The following is a 16,939-nucleotide window of genomic DNA, read 5'->3' on the forward strand; positions in this document are numbered from 1 at the left end:
ACAGCCTGTTGTCGCCCCTCAATGGATTCGGACCCGCCACATCGCGCTCAAGGCGGCACGGACCCGGCTACAACTTTCGGAACAGTGAGCGGGAGAGTTCAATGAATGCTAACCACACAAACGCTGACCTCCTCAGGTTGGCTGAAGTTCTCAGAGAAGTGGGATTCGAAGTCGTCGAACCGAGCGACTGGGCAAATGTTTCGCCGCGCTGGTGGAACGGCGCGCTTTGCCCACGGCCATTGCTCCTGGCGCGCTGCGATACCACCGAGAAGGTGAGTCGTGCATTGCGCGTAACCAACGACGCTCACGTCCCAATATCTATCTACAACGGCGGGCAGGACTGGGCCGGTCGCTCACTCCGCGAAGGCACCGTCATCCTCGACATATCAAGGATGGCGAAACTCGCGATCGACGCCGATAGTCGCGAGGTCATGATCGGCGGCGGTGTCACGGCAGCCCAACTCAATCAGGCTGCGGGCGAGCATGGCCTCGCGGCAGTGATCGGCAATGACGGCGCGGTCAGCATGACCGGCCTCGTCCTCGGTGGGGGGTACGGCCCGCTCATGACACGCTTTGGCCTGGCCTGCGACAGCCTTCTGTCCGCGGAGGTCGTGCTGCCTGACGGGAGGATTGTCGTCTGCGACGCGGAGCGCAACGCCGATCTGTTCTGGGCCTTGCGAGGCGGCGGTGGGAACTTCGGCGTCGTCACCGCCATGCGGCTGCGCCTGTACGATCCCGGAACGGTGCTCAGTGGCACGATAGTCTTCCCTTTGGCAGACGCGCGCGCGGTGTTGGCTCGCTTTGCGGACGTGGCAAGTCAGGCACCCGCCAATCTGTTCGCCTCTGCCGTCCTGTCGCCTGTACCTGATGGCAAACCGGTCGTCGTGTTTTCCATGGTCTGGTCAGGCGAGGTGGCAACCGGCGAGGCAATTCTGGCCAGGGTCGGGTCCGTGGGAACTCCGCTTCTCGTCAAGGCCGTTCCGATGCCGGCGTCAAGCCTCTTGTCTCTCACCGACGGGAAGCTCGCGCAAGGCCGCGGTTACGAGGTCGCGACCAGATGGTTCGACGCGCTCGGCCCGGCCACAATCGACGCTCTTGTCTCTGCGTTCGAGGCCCGTACCTCGCCGCTCACGTCAATCATCATTCACCACTGCCACGGAGCAGCAACCAACGTCGCTCCCGAGGATACCGCGTTTGGGATGCGCAAGCCTCACTTTACGGCCTTGATCTATGCGACCTGGACGCCTGAGAGGGATGACGCTGAACCCCATCGGGCGTGGGCACATAGGCTCAACGCGGCGCTTAGCCCGACAGCACTCCCGGGCGGGTACGCCAACCTGCTACCCGACACGTCCGCAGAACAAATCGCGCGCGCCTATGGACCTAACGCCGCGCGTCTAGCGAGCGTTAAAGAGCAATTCAACCCTTCAGGCGTTCTTAAGGCCATTCCACTCCCGTGATGCGAACACAAGACCGGCAGGAAGATATCACGCAACACCTATTGTAAGGCCACACTATGTTCGAGACGGAACTCTTCGCCGGCTGGGGCGACATGGATTTCAACTCACATATGCGCAACACCGCCTATCTCGACAAGTCGGTCGATGCGCGGATGCTGTACTTCGCGAAACAGGGTTTTTCGATGTCGGAGTTCATGAAGCTCCGTATCGGACCGGTGGTGATGAAGGACGAGATCGAATATTTTCGCGAGATCCATCTGCTTGATCGGATAACAGTAGGCTTTGCGCTCGCTGGCCTGTCTGCCGATGGAAGCCGTACGCTGTTGTGCAACGAGTTTCTTCGCGAAGGCAAGCTGGTGGCCCGCGTGACCTCAGCGGTTGGTTGGCTCGATCTGGAAAAGCGCAAGCTGACGTGTCCACCTCCCGCCCTGCTCGATGCGATGCATGCATTGGACAAGACCGAGGATTTTGTCGAATTGCCGAGCAGCGTAAACCGAGCGCAATCGAGTTGAGCCCTCGGCTCCGGTTCCGTCGGAGTTAAGTCCTGGTCCGGTCAGGCAACGCGCGCCTTTGGAAGACCAATGACCGTTTGAAGAGTGGAACGGACGTCTGAACGGCCGACCGGCGCTACGCCGAATGACACTTTGTGGCCGAAGCTTGCCGGTCATCCCGTCGCACGTGAGATTCGCGGCGTTGCGTCGCTGGTCGGACCTTGAACGACCCATTTGAGACGCTCAAGAAAGGTCTCCGAACGTCCGAACCAGGTACAACGGCCATTCCCTGACCATTAGACGTTTGGCGAAACGAGGGATCGGTTTAGGTTTAATGACTCAGGAGGTTAAATACACACTGCTGACCGGAAACGGATGTTGACGATAGACTACTCTCGGCACACCCATCGGCAATAGGAGAATTTCATGCCCCACGAACGAGTGACTATTCGAACTCGCGACGGCGAATGCCCCGCGAATATTATGACGCCTGCTGGCGAGGGGCCGTGGCCACCGGTGATTTTCTTTATGGACGCTGGCGGGATCAGGCCTGCGGTGCTTGAGATGGCACAGCGCGTTGCAAACGCCGGCTACGTCGTGTTACTCCCCGACCTGTTCTACCGCTACGGCCCCTACGAAACCCTCGTGCCAGAGGAAGTGTTTAAGGGCGACGTGCGCGCAATTCTAGGCCCATTGATGGCTACGACAGGGAATGATAAGGCTGCGAATGACACCGAAGCCTTCCTGGCCTATCTCGATGCCCGCAGCGATGTTACGGGCGCCAAGGTCGGCGCAATAGGTTTTTGCATGGGTGGCGGTATGGCGATTACCGCGGCGGCCACCTATCCTGATCGTTTTGTGACGGTCGCTAGCTTCCATGGTGGCAATCTGGCGACCGACGCGCCAACCAGTCCACACTTGCTCGTGTCCAACCTGAAAGCAGCGGTCTACCTCGCTAGCGCAGAGAACGATGACAGCTATCCGCCGGCGATGGCCAAGCGCCTGGAGAAGGCGTTCGTCGAAGCCGGTGTAAATTACCGCGCGGAAATTTACACCGCCGCTCACGGTTGGATGGTGCCGGACTTCCCGGTATACGACCATGCCGCCGCCGAGCGCGGGTGGGAAGCGTTGTTTGCGCTGCTGAATCAAAACTTGGGCGGTTGAAAATCAGTCCGACGCCAGAATGGCGTCTTTGAATGGCCGGTTTCAAGTGCGGAAGCCGCCGCTCGAGCGTCCTTGCAAACGGCCAAGCGAACGTCCCTTGGTGGCCGGGACAGCGCCCGATGCAGACCACCGTCCGGAGGTACCTCGGTTCAAACTTCGGTCTGCTCTGCCATCTCAAGGGCATCGTCGACCTCGATGCCACGGTACCGCACGGTGCTTGCACGTTTGGTATGGCCGAGGAGTCATCTGAACGGCGCGGAGGTGGTGCTCGGTCAGCCCGGTGGCAGATCAACTCACCTACTATCACGACGTTGAGGTGAACTTGAGCTTGCTGCCCTTACTGAGGAGATCGGCCGCCTGTGCCGCCATCGATTGCACGATTGATTCCGCACCCGGGCGGTCTTTTAACAGACCCACAGCCTCTCCGCAGATGACTGCAACCGTATCCAGGTCGTTCCGAGGTCTCTGGTGCAAATAGCGCGGGGGGCGAATCGGTTAAGCTGTCGGGCTGAACGAATTGAGAACCGACGATGAGCAAGCTGAAGAGCCTGGACGAACTGTTCGCAGGCCGTCACTTTGACCGCGATGTGATCATTCTGTGTGTTCGGTGGTACCTGCGCTACAAGCTTAGCCTGCGCGATCTGGTCGAAATGATGGCGGAACGGGGTCTGTCGCTGGCGCACACGACGATCCTGCGCTGGGTGCGGCGCTTTTCGCCGGAGTTCGTCAAACGGTGGAACCGCTTTGGCAGGCCCACCGGCCAGTCGTGGCGTGTCGACGAGACTTACCTCAAGCTGCGCGGCAAGTGGGTCTATCTTTATCGAGCAGTGGATCGGGTGGGCCAGACGGTAGACTTCATGCTCAGCGCCAGACGCGACGTGAAGGCGGCAAAAACCTTTTTCAGGAAGGCAATCAAACTTCAAGGCCAGCCACCGAAGACCATCACGCTTGATGGTTATGCAGCCTCGCACCGCGCCGTGCGCGAGATGAAGGCCGATGGCTTGCTGCCTGAGGACACGAAGATCCGATCCTCGAAATATCTCAATAATTTGGTCGAGCAGGACCACCGCAACATCAAGTCCCGGACGAAAGTCATGCTCGGCTTCAAACGTTTCAGGAACGCAGCGATTACTCTCTCAGGTATTGAGTTGGTCCATCGTATTCGCAAGGGCCAATTCAGCCTCGCGAAGCTCGGCCTCAAAGATACCGCTGCGCCCGCAGTTTGGGAGGCCGTCCTGTCTGCTTGATGAGGTATCCTTTCTATAACAAAAATCTCGTCCGGACCGCCTAATTGCACCAGAGCCGCGGCGCTTAGGTGGCGCCCAGATTCGCGCTTCGTGCGCGGGCGGGAGAAGAACGAGCGGCGCAGCCTCGCTGCGGCGCCCGACGCCCGACGCCCGACGCCCCGCCATGTTGCCGGCTGCACAGCGAAGTCGCGCAAATCGGCGAGACCGCATCGCTGCGCACGTCCTCTCTAGTGGTGCACGGTGCACGGCCTTGGCCGCCCATTCGACCTGGCGCAGTGCATCAGCTGCGGCGGGCGGCCGAAGTAAAGTTCATCGCTGCGCGACGCGCTATACGTCGCCAGCCCTGATCCTGCGGACGGCCAATCAGCGCGGCCTTGCCTGCACCCGGAGCGCGTCGAAGAAAGTTGGCATTACGCCATCACCGGCCACCGGGAATTTCATCAATCGCATCATTCGGTCAACGGCGACGGGTCCTTATTCGGGCAGGCGTCAAACGCGTCTTTCACCTGTTACGTCTTCATCCGCGCTGTAGACGGTCAATCCTTCTACTGGGTCCATCGGTGCGTCCCACGGGCGCGCGGCAATGGCCCGCATTGCTGCTTCATAGCCCGCGCGCTGTCGGGAAACAATGCCGGCTGGGGTGAAATCGATATCCTTCAACTGGTCGTCCCCGTCCAGGCGGGGTGCAGCAAGTTTGATCATACGCATGGTGGTCTGGCACCCCCAGGCGGCAAGCTCCTGAACTTCGGACGAGGCGCGCTCGGCTTCCGGCAAGCGCTTAACCAGTTCGCGGATCACATGGCGGAGACGGTGTATCTGCTGCTGACGCGCGATGTGACTGTCGGTGCGACTGGCGTACTGGATGTCCTTTTGCCGTTCCGAGATCTGCCATATGCTTTCCGGCTCAGGGCCGATCGGGTTCCATACCTGTACCGAGAAGATGACCGAACTCTTGCGGGGCTTGTCGTCCAGCACCACCTCGACCGGGGTGTTGGAATAAACGCCGCCGTCCCAATACGGCTCTCCGTCAATCCGCACGGCCGGGAACGCGGGTGGCAGCGCGCCCGAGCTCATGATGTGCGAGGCATTCAGCCGTTGGTCGCGCGAGTCGAAGTAGCGCATCGCGCCCGTGCAGGCGTGAACTGCGCCCACGGTCAGTCGCGGATGCCCGGCGTTCAGCAGATCGAAGTCGACCAGCGAACAAAGCGTATCGCGCAACGGCGCAATCAGGTAATACGACGCTCGATCCACGCCGAGCCGGGCGAGCGGTCCGAGCCAGGATGCCGGATTGGGCTGGAAGAATCCCTCGATGCCGCCGCCGATGATCATCCATTTTGCAAAGATTTTGTCCCAGCCAGGCCAGGCAGCAGGCACGTCCAGGCGGGTGCGATCGGTCACCTGGTTCCAGAATTCCTCCAGCCGTCGATATCGGCGCTCCGGTGGATTCCCGGCGATCAAGGCTGCGTTGATCGCGCCAATGGAGGTGCCGATCACCCAATCCGGCTGTATGCCCGCTTCGTCCATCGCCTGATAGACACCAAGCTGATACGCGCCCAACGCCCCGCCACCCTGAAAGACGAGTACGACTTGCCCGGGCAACTCTGTGCGCGCTGGGGGGTTCACTCTCATCGATTGCCTCGCTGATCTTTTCGGTAGCGCGACCTGAGTAAGGCGCCCCACGCGCAGTTTCACAGTTGGGGGTAGCGGTGCGCGGGGCGAGCGCGAATCGATTGCCAGGATGCGATCCTGTTTCCTTGGCGTTGCGTGACGGCGTGCGACGATGGGACCCGAATGCCATTAGCAAGTGTAGGCGATCGACGCACGCTGACCTCCATTTCATCTGGCGACCAAGCGCGCTCAACCTCCGGTAGCGCATGGACTTTCTCAACCATGCGCCGAATACTCTTCTTCGACGGACGCATGCCCATACGGGCCTGGCCAGTCGTTGCTGAGTACATCCGCCCAAACGTGTAACCCAGGAAGTCGAATTCCCCTTCCGGAACCTTGCAGATTTGTGTCTTCTCCTCGTTGACCGTCAGCTTCAGCTTGCCCATGATTGCGCGCAGTTGCAGTATGGCCTCTTCGGCCTTGCCTCGCTTGCACAGGATCACCAGATCGTCCGCGTAGGTCACGATTCGACTGCCAAGCGTGCGCTGAAGTCCGAGCTTCTTCCATGCCAGCACAAACCGGCGCATGTACACGTTTGCCAGCAGTGGTGAGATGGGTGAACCGGCTACGCGCGTCCGCGATGAACTTGTCGCATGCAGCATTCGCCACCTGAGCCTCGGACACGATCCCGCTCAGTGCCGACACCTCGGCGGCCAGACTCTCGCAAAGCGCGACTTCGCCGACGACGCCGCGCGCCGCGTGCTCAGCGAGGACGCCACGTGCGCCGTCCGCCTCGGCAAGCGCTGCACGCATTGCGGATATCTTGAGCGCTAGACGAACGCAGGCGTTGCTTTTCACCGCATCGAAAAAGTTGCGCTGCTCTGCGAGGTCTGCATCGGGTGACACGATTTGAGAAAGCTTGCTCATTGGAAGTCTTCGATTCGGGTTGAGAAGGCCCAATACTCACACCCGTCGAACGTGACACGGCTGAGCGTTTTCCAACTTCAGTAATCAAAATTGCAAACCGGCGTGGTTGCCTCGACGGTCTGAACGTGACACGCGCGCTCCGTGCATGAAAATTCCGGTCAAACTCTTCGTTTTAAATCGTACCGAGTTCCTGTATGCCTCAACCAGCAAGCGTTTGGCGGGCAATGTCGAAGTCGAAAATGCGCAAATAATCATGCGACTTGACCGACATGCATGTGCGCCCGGATTGCTGTCGACCGAATGGCAACACGCCCCACAGTCCGTTCCGTATTGCAGATTGGCTAAAGGGTGCAGAAATTGCACCCGTCGCAAAGGGTGCAAACGGCGGCATAAAGGGCCCGACTGACGACAGAAAAGGGTGCAACAGCTATTGCGCCCGCAAATAACCATCAACAATCGTTAAAGAATCGTAAGCGTGCGATCGAGAGGTTGGCGGATCGTGGTGCAATCATGCTTCCACCGTTGGGGGAAACGTCTTTCCTCGGGGCCGATGGTCGTCGGCAGACGGTTGCCGACGACCGCATCGGCAAGCGTGACAGCTACGTGATCGGCGCGCAACTCTCGCCGGAATTCACCGCGCGTCTGGTTGATCGCCGGCAGGAACTTGAGACGTAGGTCGCCAAGCCCGCGCTCGACTTGAACGACCGGATGGCGTTGCGTGCGGCGCTATTTCGGGGTTGCGCTAAAAAGGCGGCAAGCTCAATCGTCCGGCTGGCGCCGAACCGACAACCACGTCCCCGCCGGACAACGGAGCCAATAGCCGCTCCACACGCGGCCGCGCCACCGCCAACGCAGTCCCGATCCCGCCCACCAGCCCCACCCCGTACAAGGCTAGGAAGCCCGTATAGGACATCGCCGGGGCGATAAGGCGCGCCACGCCTACAAAAGACGCATAGAGCCACGACACCGAACTGATGGCCCCCAACAAGACGCATATCGTCGCCGCCCGACGTGGGCGACGCTGCGGTGTGGTCAGCATCGGAAACGCGACTCGATGCAGCAGCAAGCCGTTCGCCGTCAGCAGGCATACCACTGTCAGCTTTGCAGCCAGCTTCGGCTTGGAGACCAGCACAGCCACGTGTAAGCCGGTGCCAAGCAGGATCATAGCGACGCCCGTTATCCAGAGCAGGCCGAGCAACCCTGCAATGGTACGTCCGGTGGTTTCCAGTCTGACGGCATCAATGCGCCGAGCTGTGAGCAGCGCCACGTCTTCCCGCAACACGCGCACGATGGCGAAGGCGAAGGCGAGGGTGTGGCTATACAACAAGAGCTGGCGAGCGGTGATGGTTAGCATGTTCATGACGGGCCTCACTTCCTTTTGAGGGTCTCGCCGACCGACTCCTGGCAGGCGGTGGGTGATCGTCTTTGGGGGTCGCGGCGTTCCATTTTCCGACCAGAGCCCACTGTGCCGACGGTTGCATTTAACGGCTTGCCGACTCGACCGTTCAAGGCGTCAATCCGGCTGGTGAGCGTGGCGGCTACTGCTCGACAAAGCTTCGCGAATCTGGCCAGCTCGATTTCTTATATGCGGCTGTCGATTCATCGTCCGTGCGAGCCGTTGGACTGCCATGGCGCAGTGCCAGGCCGTACAGTTCGTCAAGCTGCTTGTCTGTCGGGTATTCGAGCGCGATTGAGCCATACGTACGGGTGAGGGCGTCGAACGCTCTGGCTTCCGCGTCGGCAATCGTGGCGAACAGCGCCTCGTTCTTCGACATGAAAGCCACGGCCTTGACTGCGACCCGTTGGGCGCGTCGGGTAGCCATCGGGTCAGTTCTTGAACCAAAGGCGCGGCCAAGGAACTTCAGCAGCCGGTCGCACGCGCCATTCCTTTCCGTTGCCGCGGCCTTCAACGCGTCCTGCATATCTGCTTCGGCCTGGCCCGTGGCGCGCTGCGCGGCCATTGAAGCCTGACTCCCCGTATGGTCTTCCGGCAATTCCGGGCGCTTCGTTGCGGACACAACCAACTTCAACAGTTTTGCGAACTTGCTCACGGTAGGTCTCTCGTAGGGTCTTGTCGTTTTTTGATAGTGCAAGGAAGATGATAGATGGGCCATATGTTTTTAGTATGCACCTTGGAAAAAGCCTGTTTTGTTGTGTTGGAAAACGAACATAACGAGGGCAAGTACAAAAAGGTTCTAGAGCTGCATGAAGAGGTTGTCCCCGCTATGTTTTTATTCAACAGCAGCGTATCTGTCCGCCCAAACCGGCTCCATGTACACGCCCACGCCGACGTCAGCGGCCTGTAGCACGCGCTTGGCGGCCCGCCAGTACGGGCCGTTTCGCAGATATCACAGCACTGCTCACTGCGAGGCTGAGTTACGAATTCAGGGGATCAGGTCTGTCGCATGAAATTCACCCATGAGCGAGGCGGCGCGAGATTTCAGCCCGGGCCATCGGGCGTCAGTTGCGGCCACGCGATTGAAGAAGGTCCGCGCATCAGAGCAACTCCGTCCGTGAGCGCCTGCGCCGTTGCGCGCCATCTGTCGTCGCTCGTGCGATACAGCCAGCCTTCGCGAACGAGCAGTTCGAACAGGTCGCCGCGACGCAGATCGCCCCGTTTGGTGCGATTCCAAACCGTGGAATTGCTGCAATCAAAAAGCGCAGCAACGACTTCAACGGACACGCCAGCCGCGTTCGGCAGCGTGTCGAAGTCAGAGAGGGGTTTTTTAGCTTTCTTCGTTTTCATTGTATCGACGTGGAAATCGTCCGGGATTGGACGGGTCGATACGAATTTATGCTCGGAGCCTAGATTGAAAAACCTGCGTACGACGGAGGGCTTTCGACGCGGAAGGGAATGCGCTTGGGTCGCGTGACCACTCAGCGATTACCAAACGTTCAATTTTTTTCATGGCGGCATGGCGTTTTTCAAGCAATAGTTGTGATTTCCGCTTCCGCTCCTTGGCGGCGAACCCTTCTTTTTCAGCTAACGCCTTCGCTATTTCTCTGGCGGATAAATGTGAAAGGTGCTGTCTAAGTTGTTCCTGACGGTCCATGGCTTCCGCCGTCGTGACAGCTTCCATAGCCTCAACGGCCCAATAGATAGCCTGTTGCAATTCAAAGGAGATTGGAGGATGGGCCTTTGGATTCAGTCAGGGACACGAAGTCGTTTTCGTCGGAACTCGCGTGCGTGATGCGCGGAGCGACGCGGCTCAGTTCGGCCACCTGCGGTCATACATCGGCCGTAGACGCCAGACATTCGATGGGCTGTAGCGGTCTCGATAACGGACATTCTTGGTGAGTGCGGATCGCATAGGGACGCGCGTCCACATCTGAGAACAGCCGATTTGAGCCGCCTCATGCGCCGTTCGCGACCGCCTGCACCTCGCGCGCATACTGCGTGGGCGGCCGACCGACGTGCCGCGTGAAGGCGACGCTGAAGGTGCTGGCTGAACTGTAGCCGATGCGCTGCGCAATCTCGGCGATGCGGCCGTCATTGCGACGCAGCAGGTCCTTCGCGAGCGCCATGCGCCAAGCGAGCAGGTATTCCATCGGCGCAATGCCGACCGTGCGGCCGAAGCGCTGGAAAAAGGTCGAGCGCGAGAGCGCGGCCTCCTTCGCGAGTTCAGCAACTGTCCAAGCGCGTGTCGGATGTTCGTGCATCCCGCGGATCGCGGCCGCGAGGCGGCCGTCGGAAAGCCCGCGCACCAGCCCCCCGCGTCACAATGGTTGTCGCCTGGATAAAATTGGAATCTGGGGGCGATAAAGAGAGAACAAGTTGGCGCGTTACGGAAAGACATTCAAGGACAGAGCAGTGGCGCGGTTGCTGCCGCCGGAGAGCGCATCAGTGGAAGAGGTTGCGCGAGAGATCGGTGTGGGCGCGCAGACGCTGGAGCGCTGGCGCAGTGATGCGCTGTCCAGGCCCGCTCGCGAGCGGGCATGGACAGCGGCCGCGCGTTTCGAAGCGGTGTTGAGCACGGCAGCGATGGACGAGACGGCCCGCAATGCGTGGTGCCGCGAGCATGGCGTGTATCCGCAGGAACTGGCGCAGTGGCGGCAAGCGGCCACGCAGGCGCTGGCCGAGCCCGAAGAGGCCCGTGCGAGTCCACAGCAGACGAAGCAGGACCAGCGTCGCATCAAGGAACTGGAACGCGAACTGCGGCGCAAGGAGAAAGCACTGGCCGAGGCAGCCGCATTGCTGGTTCTTTCAAAAAAACTCGGGGCGATCTTCAACACGGACAAGGGCGAGGACGAATGATCGGCCTCGAAGATCGCCAGTTCCTGGCCCGGGAAATCGATTCGGCAAGACTGGCTGGCGCACGGTTGCGCCTGGCCTGCGAGGTGGCCGGAATCGACGTGCGTACCCTGCAGCGCTGGAGGGCCAATCAAGGGCTCGTCACTGGCGACGCCAGGCCCGGCGCGATGCGCCTGCTGCCCGCGCACACCTTGAGCCCGCAGGAGCGGGAAAACGTGCTGCGCGTAGCCAGCGAGCCGCGCTTTGCCGACATGCCACCGGCGCGCATCGTGCCGATGCTGGCTGACGAAGGCGTGTATATCGCCAGCGAATCGACCTTTGCACGCGTGCTGCGCGAGCATGGGCAGATGAGGCGCCGTGGCCGTGCCAGAACTCCTTCGAGCGGCCGGCCGCCGACCACGCACGTTGCAACCGCGCCGCGCCAGGTGTGGTGCTGGGACATGACCTATTTGCCGGCAACGGTCACAGGGCGATGGTTCCACCTGTACCTGATTCTGGACCTGTACAGCCGCAAGATTGTCGGCTGGGAGGTGCACGACAGCGACGCGGCCGAACACGCTGCTCATCTCGTACGTCGTACGGCGCTCTCCGAAGGCATTGCCGCCCTTGAGGCCCGGCCGGTGCTGCACGGCGATAACGGGGCGACGCTGAAGGCCACTACCGTGCTGGCGATGCTGCACTGGCTGGGCATCAAGCCGTCGTACTCGCGCCCCCGGGTCAGCGACGACAACGCCTATGCCGAGGCGCTGTTCCGAACCGCGAAGTACCGGCCGGAGTTTCCGGTCACAGGCTTCGAGGACCTGAACGCTGCTCGCACCTGGGCTGCCGGCTTCGTGCAGTGGTACAACTTCGAGCATCGTCATAGTGGCATCCGCTACGTGACGCCTGCGCAGCGTCACGCCGGTGACGATCGTGCGCTTCTCGCCGCTCGGCATGCACTGTACGAGAGGGCCCGCGAGCGCAATCCGGCCCGCTGGTCGCGCCACACGCGCAACTGGACACCGGTTGGTGCCGTGACGCTTAACCCCGAACGCGACTCAGTCGTCGAGATGGCGTCGATCAGCGCAAATAAACAGCCTCTGGCTGCATGAGTGAGGCGACAACTTGCTTGACGCGCGCCGCCAGGCCCGGCGACGCATTGGTCTGTGCCGCGGACCGCAGCGCTTCGATGAGCAGCACTTCCAGCAGTCGTGCGATCACGACCTCGCGCGCGGGCCGCTGCTCGCGTGTTTCCTCTCGGACCAGTTGCACGAGCGTGGCCAGCCGCTGTTCGCCGCGCACATGCACGAGTCGCGGGAGCAGCGAGACCAGCAGCGATGCATCCGGTGAGCCGAAGCTGCAGTGGCCCGCCACCATGCGCGCGTCGATGGGGCGATCGGGGTTGCCGATTCTGAATTCGCCGTTGCCCAGCGCGACGGGCGGCCGCGTCTCGACGCCCGGCGGTGGCGGCTCCAAACTCGACATCGCCACACCGTAGGCCGCGGGAATCAGGACAAAGTCGCCCGACAGGAGCTCGATGGGCTCATGTCCGTCGATCGCGATGCGGCAGCCGCCCTCCAGGATCACGCAATAGAACGGCTGGCCCGCGTCCGAGCGGCTGACGCGCCACGGACTCGCGCCGTGGACGAGCTTGGAGAATCGGGCGCCGGGCTGCAGCAGCGTCACGACTTCGGCCAACGGGTCGATCATCGCCGGACTCCTGCAAATGAAATTCGGATGATCGATTGTAGCGGGTACGACCTTGGCGATCTATCGTACGGACACCTTGCCCACAGGAGTCCCCATGAAAACCGTACTGATCACCGGCTGCTCTTCCGGATTCGGCCTTGAGATCGCCCGTTACTTCCTCGCGCGCGACTGGCAGGTCATCGCCACGATGCGCACGCCGCGTGCGGATGTGCTGCCGCCAGCCGACAGTCTGCGCGTGCTCGCGCTCGACGTCACGAACCCGGACAGCATTCGTGCGACTGTCGAGGCCACAGGGCCGATCGACGTCCTCGTCAACAACGCGGGGTTTGGCGCGGCCGCCCCGGTCGAGCTCATCCCGATCACGACGGTGCGTGAAATTTTTGAAACCAACACCTTCGGCACGATCGCATTGACGCAAGCGGTGCTGCCCCAATTCCGCCAGCGCAGGGCCGGTGTGATCGTGAATGTCACATCGAGCGTGACGCTGAAGGCCCTGCCCCTGATTGCCGCATACCGTGCGAGCAAGGCGGCGGTGAACGCATTCACCGAGTCGATGGCGCTGGAGCTCGAGCAGTTCGGCATACGGGCGCGCCTGGTGCTGCCGGGACGTGCGCCCGACACCCGCTTCGGAGACAACGCGCGCGCGCACATGAGCGGCCTCGACCACGAAGCCTATACCGATCTGGTCAAGGAGGTTTTCGCGCGGGTCCTCGATACGTCTGCCCCGATCACCCGGGCGCACGACGTCGCCGAAGCGGTGTGGCGCGCAGCGACCGATCCGTCGGCGCCGATGCGCATTCCGGCCGGCGCCGACGCCGAAGCCTGGGCGGCCGAGGCTCACTAACCAGCCAGCGGCATCGCCCTGAGCTGAACTGAAAAACGGAACTGGCTTTTGCGCGCTACAGCGCAACACAAGGAGATTGCCATGCAGGACAAACCCGTCGCCCTGGTCACCGGGGCCAATCAAGGCATCGGCCTTCAGATCGCCAAGGATCTCGCGGCACACGGCTTCACTGTGCTGGTCGGATCGCGCAATCTCGAGCGCGGCGAGGCTGCGGCCAAGGAGGTGGGGCCGGACGGCCACGCGCTCCAGCTCGACGTGACGGATCAGGCGTCGGTCACCGCCGCGGCGGAGCGCGTAAGCAACGAGTTCGGTCGCCTCGACGTGCTCATCCAGAACGCCGCCATTTCGAACACGAAAAAGCGGTCCGGTCAGTCCGTCGAGGAGTACGCGAAGACGACCCGCCCGGGCAACGTATCCCCCGATGAAATGCGCGCGGTGTGGGACACCAACGTGTTCGGCGTGCTCGCCGTTTATCAGGCGATGCTGCCGCATCTGCGCGCGACGCCGGGCGCCCGCATCGTCAACGTGTCGAGCGGCGTTGGGTCGCTAACGACGAACTCGGACCCGGCCTTCGCCTACCGTGCGATCTTCGGCCCCGTCTATCCGGCGTCCAAAACGGCTCTCAACGCATTGACGGTCGCCATGGCGATCGAGCTGGAACCGCACGGGATCAAGGTCAACGCTGTCTCCCCGGGCTTTACCAAAACGAACCTCAACGGCTATTCGGGCACCGAGACCGTCGAGGAAGGCGCTCGCGAAGCGGTACGCGTCGCGCTGCTGGGCCCGGACAGCCCAACAGGGACGTTCACGCGCTGGGAGAATGAAACGATCCCGTGGTGAGGGAGTCGCAGGCGGTCGAAGGGATTGATGGATTAGGCCAGGGCGAATGCAAATCGGCCGTTCGCCTGAACAATCGGTCACTGCTTTGCGTTTTGCCGTCATCGGATTGATGTCAGCTGACCGGCCACTCGGCAAATTCGATGAGGCGACTGGCAGTTGCACCTCGGAAGCAGCCGTTGCTGTGGCGCGAGTTCGAGCGGCGGCTCGGGGTCGCAAGTACTCATTCGCTTTCCGCGGGACGAGTCATTCGCGACCACCGACCTGTGAACGACAGGAAAGCGCCCCATACCCGTCTGACCGGCACCGATGCTCGAATGACGGCTCAGGCCGAGCTGCTGCCTCTGAGGCGCCGTCATGAACGACCGGTCCATCTTGTTACCTGCGCTTGAACTCCCAACGTCGCACCGGCGGCGATGCGGTCGACAAGACTCGTTCAGCGATAAGGCTAACCTGTTCATCCGAAGGTAACGAGCCGCCTGAGTGTCGCGACGGTGAGTTCGGGATGCCCCATGAGAAACGGCAATCCATGATCGGCAGTCTGAGCGACGCGCGGAGCCGCATGGGGCGGTAAGCCCTCTAGTCGCGCTCGTGAAATTCCCAGGGATTCATCCTGTCGACAGATACCGGCGCATTGGGTCGGGGCACGACGCCCTTCAGGGCTTGCATTGAGCCATCCGGTCCGGACGGCGGATCGACGCGAAGCCAACGCCCCAGCGTATCGCGGACACACTGCTGGCAAAGGTCAAGGCTCACATGGGCGCCGTCGCCGAAAATCGAGCCAAAGCCGCCACGCCAATCGAGCGACATCTTTTCGTACCACTCCCACTGATCGTCAACCGGCGTCATGCGCCGGCCGCAGCGGTCGCATGTGCATGCCGCGACCTCCTGCACCGTCCTGTCCCGGTATTCGCGCATGACCTATCCTTTTCCCCAGTCTGAATTTTCCCACTCCGGCGGCACGAGACCAAGCTGCTTCGCGGTGTCGACCGGCAGGCGCAACAGCACCGTGCCCGGGCCTCGCTCCATGTTGCCGAGCATCGTGACTTCAGCGGCTACTCCGTTGAGCTCGAGATACACGACGTCCTCCGGCTCAAAAATCTCGGTGTAGAGATCCCAGCCGGGCTGATCACCCTCTTTCGCCTGATACTTGATGTGGTTCCTGGTACTCATGAATCCCTGTCCCTTTTGCGAGCGTTTCGCCGATGCCCTGATTGTCGGCGGCCAATCGCTGCAGATACTGGATGCGGTCCGCGGCGTCACTGACAGCCGCCTCTCATTTCACTGTTCATCATGCGATCCCGGTTGGCCAGACAGGTTCGCAGGTGGTCCAGCCTTATCCCTTCTTCCGGATGAAGCAGCCGATCTGCATGCGGCCATGACAGACTCGAGTCGATAACCGCAATATGCTTCAGGGAGCGCCATTGTCGCAATCTCCGATGCCCGGCGTATAGGGTGTCTGGCGAGAAGCAGGTTGGCCGGGCGGCCGTGCTGCCTGACGCTTATAAAATTTACAGCGCATTCCAGAACGCCATCATCGCCCATCACTGACCGTGCACCGCACTCGGGTTCCGGAGAGCCTTTCACGATGGGACGATCGATCCCGGTGCTGCAATGGAGGTACAGGAATGGGAGCGAGAACGGTGCGTGAGAACTGTCAGGCATCCTGCGGGCAAAATACCCGCTCATCTTCGACGTCAACCCGACAGTCGCTGATGATCTGGATGCCATCCCAACGGTTTTCTCCCTGTGGGGTGTCGGGTGCGGCGACGGCCGGTTCGATCTGATCGACATGTCGTGCGCGAGGCTGCAACCTGCTAAAAAGCACGGTGCACCGCTCTCGCATCAGCGCTGGCCGTTGAGAAAGTCGAACCAGTCGTGCGCGAAAGCACAGCCGTGGTCAGGAATGCCCGAACCGGCCAGCTTCCTGTCGAAGTACGTTCTGGCCGGCTCGGGAATCTCATCCAGACGCACGTAACGGTAGCCGGCGTCATTCATGTGAACCGTCACCTGCGGTGGCGCGGGTCGCGGTGGCAGGGCTTCGCGGCCCTGATTCAGTGCAGCGGCAACACAGCGCGCAACGAGATCCCATACGCTGCCCGCCCATCTCGGATAGCCGCGCACCGTGGCCCGCTCGCCGACCTGCCGGAGCACCGCATCGGCCAGGGCCACCCTGTAGTCCGCGAGTGCGCCGCCACTCACGCGCGCGATGTCCGCCGTCGCGATGATCCGCTTTCCGTCTTCCCGTCCACCGGGCAGCAATTCAATGGTGATCCGAAGCATTCGCCTTTCCTTGTGATCTTGTCATCCGGTGCCGCAGTTCCGCGGGCGCGCATCGGGCCGAGGACCCCCTGCAAATCAGGTCGTCCCGGTGGCTCCGCCCGGACAGCAGAACACCCCCTCAGAACTTCCAGTAGCCG

Annotated in this window: 19 protein-coding genes and 3 pseudogenes; 10 read left to right on the plus strand and 12 right to left on the minus strand. The window is 61.6% G+C overall.

Annotated elements, in window-relative coordinates:
• The first annotated feature begins 101 nt into the window (after positions 1-101).
• The 3 genes from OKW26_RS14025 to OKW26_RS14035 all read left to right on the plus strand — a co-directional run bounded on the left by OKW26_RS14025 (position 102) and on the right by OKW26_RS14035 (position 3,115).
• Complete coding sequence (locus tag OKW26_RS14025; RefSeq protein WP_429353980.1) at positions 102-1,460, plus strand: FAD-binding oxidoreductase; 1,359 nt, start codon at positions 102-104, stop codon at positions 1,458-1,460.
• A 92-nt stretch (positions 1,461-1,552) separates the two neighbouring features.
• Positions 1,553-1,972: a thioesterase family protein gene (locus OKW26_RS14030; protein ID WP_429349213.1), complete on the plus strand. Its 420-nt coding sequence runs from the start codon at positions 1,553-1,555 to the stop codon at positions 1,970-1,972.
• 405 nt (positions 1,973-2,377) lie between these two features.
• On the plus strand, positions 2,378-3,115 hold the full coding sequence (locus OKW26_RS14035) for a dienelactone hydrolase family protein (protein ID WP_187614602.1): 738 nt from the start codon (positions 2,378-2,380) through the stop codon (positions 3,113-3,115).
• A 149-nt stretch (positions 3,116-3,264) separates the two neighbouring features.
• On the opposite strand, the pseudogene OKW26_RS14040 reads toward OKW26_RS14035, so the two are convergent.
• Positions 3,265-3,379 (minus strand): annotated as a pseudogene (locus tag OKW26_RS14040) (integrase); the annotation flags it as partial.
• 275 nt (positions 3,380-3,654) lie between these two features.
• Between OKW26_RS14040 and OKW26_RS14045 the strand changes: the two are divergent.
• Positions 3,655-4,362 carry an IS6 family transposase gene (locus OKW26_RS14045; protein ID WP_429334559.1) on the plus strand — a complete coding sequence of 236 codons (708 nt, stop codon included), beginning with the start codon at positions 3,655-3,657 and terminating at the stop codon, positions 4,360-4,362.
• Between the two features lie 489 nt (positions 4,363-4,851).
• On the opposite strand, the gene OKW26_RS14050 is transcribed toward OKW26_RS14045, so the two are convergent.
• Together OKW26_RS14050 and OKW26_RS14055 are read right to left on the minus strand one after the other, a co-directional pair.
• The gene (locus OKW26_RS14050; protein ID WP_187638697.1) at positions 4,852-5,991 is read right to left on the minus strand and encodes a patatin-like phospholipase family protein; all 1,140 of its coding nucleotides are present in this window, start codon (positions 5,989-5,991) and stop codon (positions 4,852-4,854) included.
• Between the two features lie 59 nt (positions 5,992-6,050).
• Positions 6,051-6,557 (minus strand): reverse transcriptase domain-containing protein, encoded by a 507-nt coding sequence (locus OKW26_RS14055; RefSeq protein ID WP_429332943.1) that lies wholly within the window; start codon positions 6,555-6,557, stop codon positions 6,051-6,053.
• Here OKW26_RS14055 and OKW26_RS14060 point away from each other — a divergent pair.
• Both OKW26_RS14060 and OKW26_RS14065 read left to right on the plus strand, forming a co-directional pair.
• Positions 6,556-6,804, plus strand: a complete 249-nt coding sequence (locus OKW26_RS14060) for a hypothetical protein (protein ID WP_429353981.1) — start codon at positions 6,556-6,558, stop codon at positions 6,802-6,804. The genes OKW26_RS14055 and OKW26_RS14060 overlap by 2 nt on opposite strands.
• 603 nt (positions 6,805-7,407) lie before the next feature.
• Positions 7,408-7,572, plus strand: a complete 165-nt coding sequence (locus OKW26_RS14065; protein ID WP_222944983.1) for a hypothetical protein — start codon at positions 7,408-7,410, stop codon at positions 7,570-7,572.
• Between the two features lie 67 nt (positions 7,573-7,639).
• On the opposite strand, the gene OKW26_RS14070 is transcribed toward OKW26_RS14065, so the two are convergent.
• Complete coding sequence (locus OKW26_RS14070; RefSeq protein WP_187613841.1) at positions 7,640-8,257, minus strand: hypothetical protein; 618 nt, start codon at positions 8,255-8,257, stop codon at positions 7,640-7,642.
• Between the two features lie 178 nt (positions 8,258-8,435).
• Positions 8,436-8,948 (minus strand): hypothetical protein, encoded by a 513-nt coding sequence (locus tag OKW26_RS14075; RefSeq protein ID WP_429332941.1) that lies wholly within the window; start codon positions 8,946-8,948, stop codon positions 8,436-8,438.
• A 54-nt stretch (positions 8,949-9,002) separates the two neighbouring features.
• Between OKW26_RS14075 and OKW26_RS14080 the strand changes: the two genes are divergently transcribed.
• Positions 9,003-9,203, plus strand: coding sequence for a hypothetical protein (locus OKW26_RS14080; protein WP_187613839.1), 201 nt, complete (start codon positions 9,003-9,005; stop codon positions 9,201-9,203).
• A 134-nt stretch (positions 9,204-9,337) separates the two neighbouring features.
• Here the strand turns inward: OKW26_RS14080 and OKW26_RS14085 are convergent, their stop codons facing one another.
• The 3 genes and pseudogenes from OKW26_RS14085 to OKW26_RS14095 form a co-directional block, all read right to left on the minus strand.
• Entirely contained in the window at positions 9,338-9,643 is a 306-nt protein-coding gene (locus OKW26_RS14085) for a hypothetical protein (protein ID WP_429332940.1), read from the minus strand.
• A gap of 46 nt (positions 9,644-9,689) precedes the next feature.
• Positions 9,690-9,977 (minus strand): hypothetical protein, encoded by a 288-nt coding sequence (locus OKW26_RS14090; protein ID WP_429353982.1) that lies wholly within the window; start codon positions 9,975-9,977, stop codon positions 9,690-9,692.
• Between the two features lie 274 nt (positions 9,978-10,251).
• A pseudogene (locus OKW26_RS14095) lies at positions 10,252-10,608 on the minus strand (helix-turn-helix transcriptional regulator); the annotation flags it as partial.
• A 64-nt stretch (positions 10,609-10,672) separates the two neighbouring features.
• On the opposite strand from OKW26_RS14095, the gene OKW26_RS14100 reads away from it, so the two are divergent.
• Positions 10,673-12,240 (plus strand): IS3 family transposase gene (locus OKW26_RS14100; RefSeq protein WP_429353101.1). Its coding sequence is split into 2 segments (ribosomal slippage): positions 10,673-11,111 and positions 11,111-12,240, totalling 1,569 coding nucleotides; the frame shifts between segments, so codons are not numbered across the junction.
• Between the two features lie 31 nt (positions 12,241-12,271).
• Here OKW26_RS14100 and OKW26_RS14105 read toward each other — a convergent pair.
• Positions 12,272-12,838: pseudogene (locus OKW26_RS14105) on the minus strand (cupin domain-containing protein); the annotation flags it as partial.
• A gap of 94 nt (positions 12,839-12,932) precedes the next feature.
• On the opposite strand from OKW26_RS14105, the gene OKW26_RS14110 reads away from it, so the two are divergent.
• Entirely contained in the window at positions 12,933-13,682 is a 750-nt protein-coding gene (locus OKW26_RS14110; RefSeq protein ID WP_429353983.1) for an SDR family oxidoreductase, read from the plus strand.
• 81 nt (positions 13,683-13,763) lie between these two features.
• Positions 13,764-14,522, plus strand: coding sequence for an SDR family oxidoreductase (locus tag OKW26_RS14115; protein ID WP_429353984.1), 759 nt, complete (start codon positions 13,764-13,766; stop codon positions 14,520-14,522).
• A 576-nt stretch (positions 14,523-15,098) separates the two neighbouring features.
• On the opposite strand, the gene OKW26_RS14120 is transcribed toward OKW26_RS14115, so the two are convergent.
• The 3 genes from OKW26_RS14120 to OKW26_RS14130 form a co-directional block, all read right to left on the minus strand.
• Entirely contained in the window at positions 15,099-15,437 is a 339-nt protein-coding gene (locus OKW26_RS14120) for a hypothetical protein (RefSeq protein WP_429353577.1), read from the minus strand.
• 3 nt (positions 15,438-15,440) lie between these two features.
• On the minus strand, positions 15,441-15,692 hold the full coding sequence (locus tag OKW26_RS14125) for a hypothetical protein (RefSeq protein ID WP_429353985.1): 252 nt from the start codon (positions 15,690-15,692) through the stop codon (positions 15,441-15,443).
• A 672-nt stretch (positions 15,693-16,364) separates the two neighbouring features.
• Entirely contained in the window at positions 16,365-16,802 is a 438-nt protein-coding gene (locus OKW26_RS14130; protein WP_429353986.1) for a hypothetical protein, read from the minus strand.
• Positions 16,803-16,939 lie beyond the last annotated feature (137 nt).

The organism is Paraburkholderia sp. 32 (genome assembly GCF_050435345.1).
GTDB classification, from domain to species: Bacteria; Pseudomonadota; Gammaproteobacteria; order Burkholderiales; family Burkholderiaceae; genus Paraburkholderia; species Paraburkholderia tuberum.

Bases quoted from the DNA above. Each gene is read 5' to 3' on its own strand.
- OKW26_RS14025 (WP_429353980.1), top strand. From the start codon at position 102: ATGAATGCTAACCACACAAACGCTGACCTCCTCAGGTTGGCTGAAGTT.
- OKW26_RS14030 (WP_429349213.1), top strand. From the start codon at position 1,553: ATGGATTTCAACTCACATATGCGCAACACCGCCTATCTCGACAAGTCG.
- OKW26_RS14035 (WP_187614602.1), top strand. From the start codon at position 2,378: ATGCCCCACGAACGAGTGACTATTCGAACTCGCGACGGCGAATGCCCC.
- OKW26_RS14050 (WP_187638697.1), bottom strand. From the start codon at position 5,991: ATGAGAGTGAACCCCCCAGCGCGCACAGAGTTGCCCGGGCAAGTCGTA.
- OKW26_RS14060 (WP_429353981.1), top strand. From the start codon at position 6,556: ATGTACACGTTTGCCAGCAGTGGTGAGATGGGTGAACCGGCTACGCGC.
- OKW26_RS14055 (WP_429332943.1), bottom strand. From the start codon at position 6,557: ATGCGCCGGTTTGTGCTGGCATGGAAGAAGCTCGGACTTCAGCGCACG.
- OKW26_RS14065 (WP_222944983.1), top strand. From the start codon at position 7,408: ATGCTTCCACCGTTGGGGGAAACGTCTTTCCTCGGGGCCGATGGTCGT.
- OKW26_RS14070 (WP_187613841.1), bottom strand. From the start codon at position 8,257: ATGAACATGCTAACCATCACCGCTCGCCAGCTCTTGTTGTATAGCCAC.
- OKW26_RS14080 (WP_187613839.1), top strand. From the start codon at position 9,003: ATGGGCCATATGTTTTTAGTATGCACCTTGGAAAAAGCCTGTTTTGTT.
- OKW26_RS14085 (WP_429332940.1), bottom strand. From the start codon at position 9,643: ATGAAAACGAAGAAAGCTAAAAAACCCCTCTCTGACTTCGACACGCTG.
- OKW26_RS14090 (WP_429353982.1), bottom strand. From the start codon at position 9,977: ATGGAAGCTGTCACGACGGCGGAAGCCATGGACCGTCAGGAACAACTT.
- OKW26_RS14110 (WP_429353983.1), top strand. From the start codon at position 12,933: ATGAAAACCGTACTGATCACCGGCTGCTCTTCCGGATTCGGCCTTGAG.
- OKW26_RS14115 (WP_429353984.1), top strand. From the start codon at position 13,764: ATGCAGGACAAACCCGTCGCCCTGGTCACCGGGGCCAATCAAGGCATC.
- OKW26_RS14120 (WP_429353577.1), bottom strand. From the start codon at position 15,437: ATGCGCGAATACCGGGACAGGACGGTGCAGGAGGTCGCGGCATGCACA.
- OKW26_RS14125 (WP_429353985.1), bottom strand. From the start codon at position 15,692: ATGAGTACCAGGAACCACATCAAGTATCAGGCGAAAGAGGGTGATCAG.
- OKW26_RS14130 (WP_429353986.1), bottom strand. From the start codon at position 16,802: ATGCTTCGGATCACCATTGAATTGCTGCCCGGTGGACGGGAAGACGGA.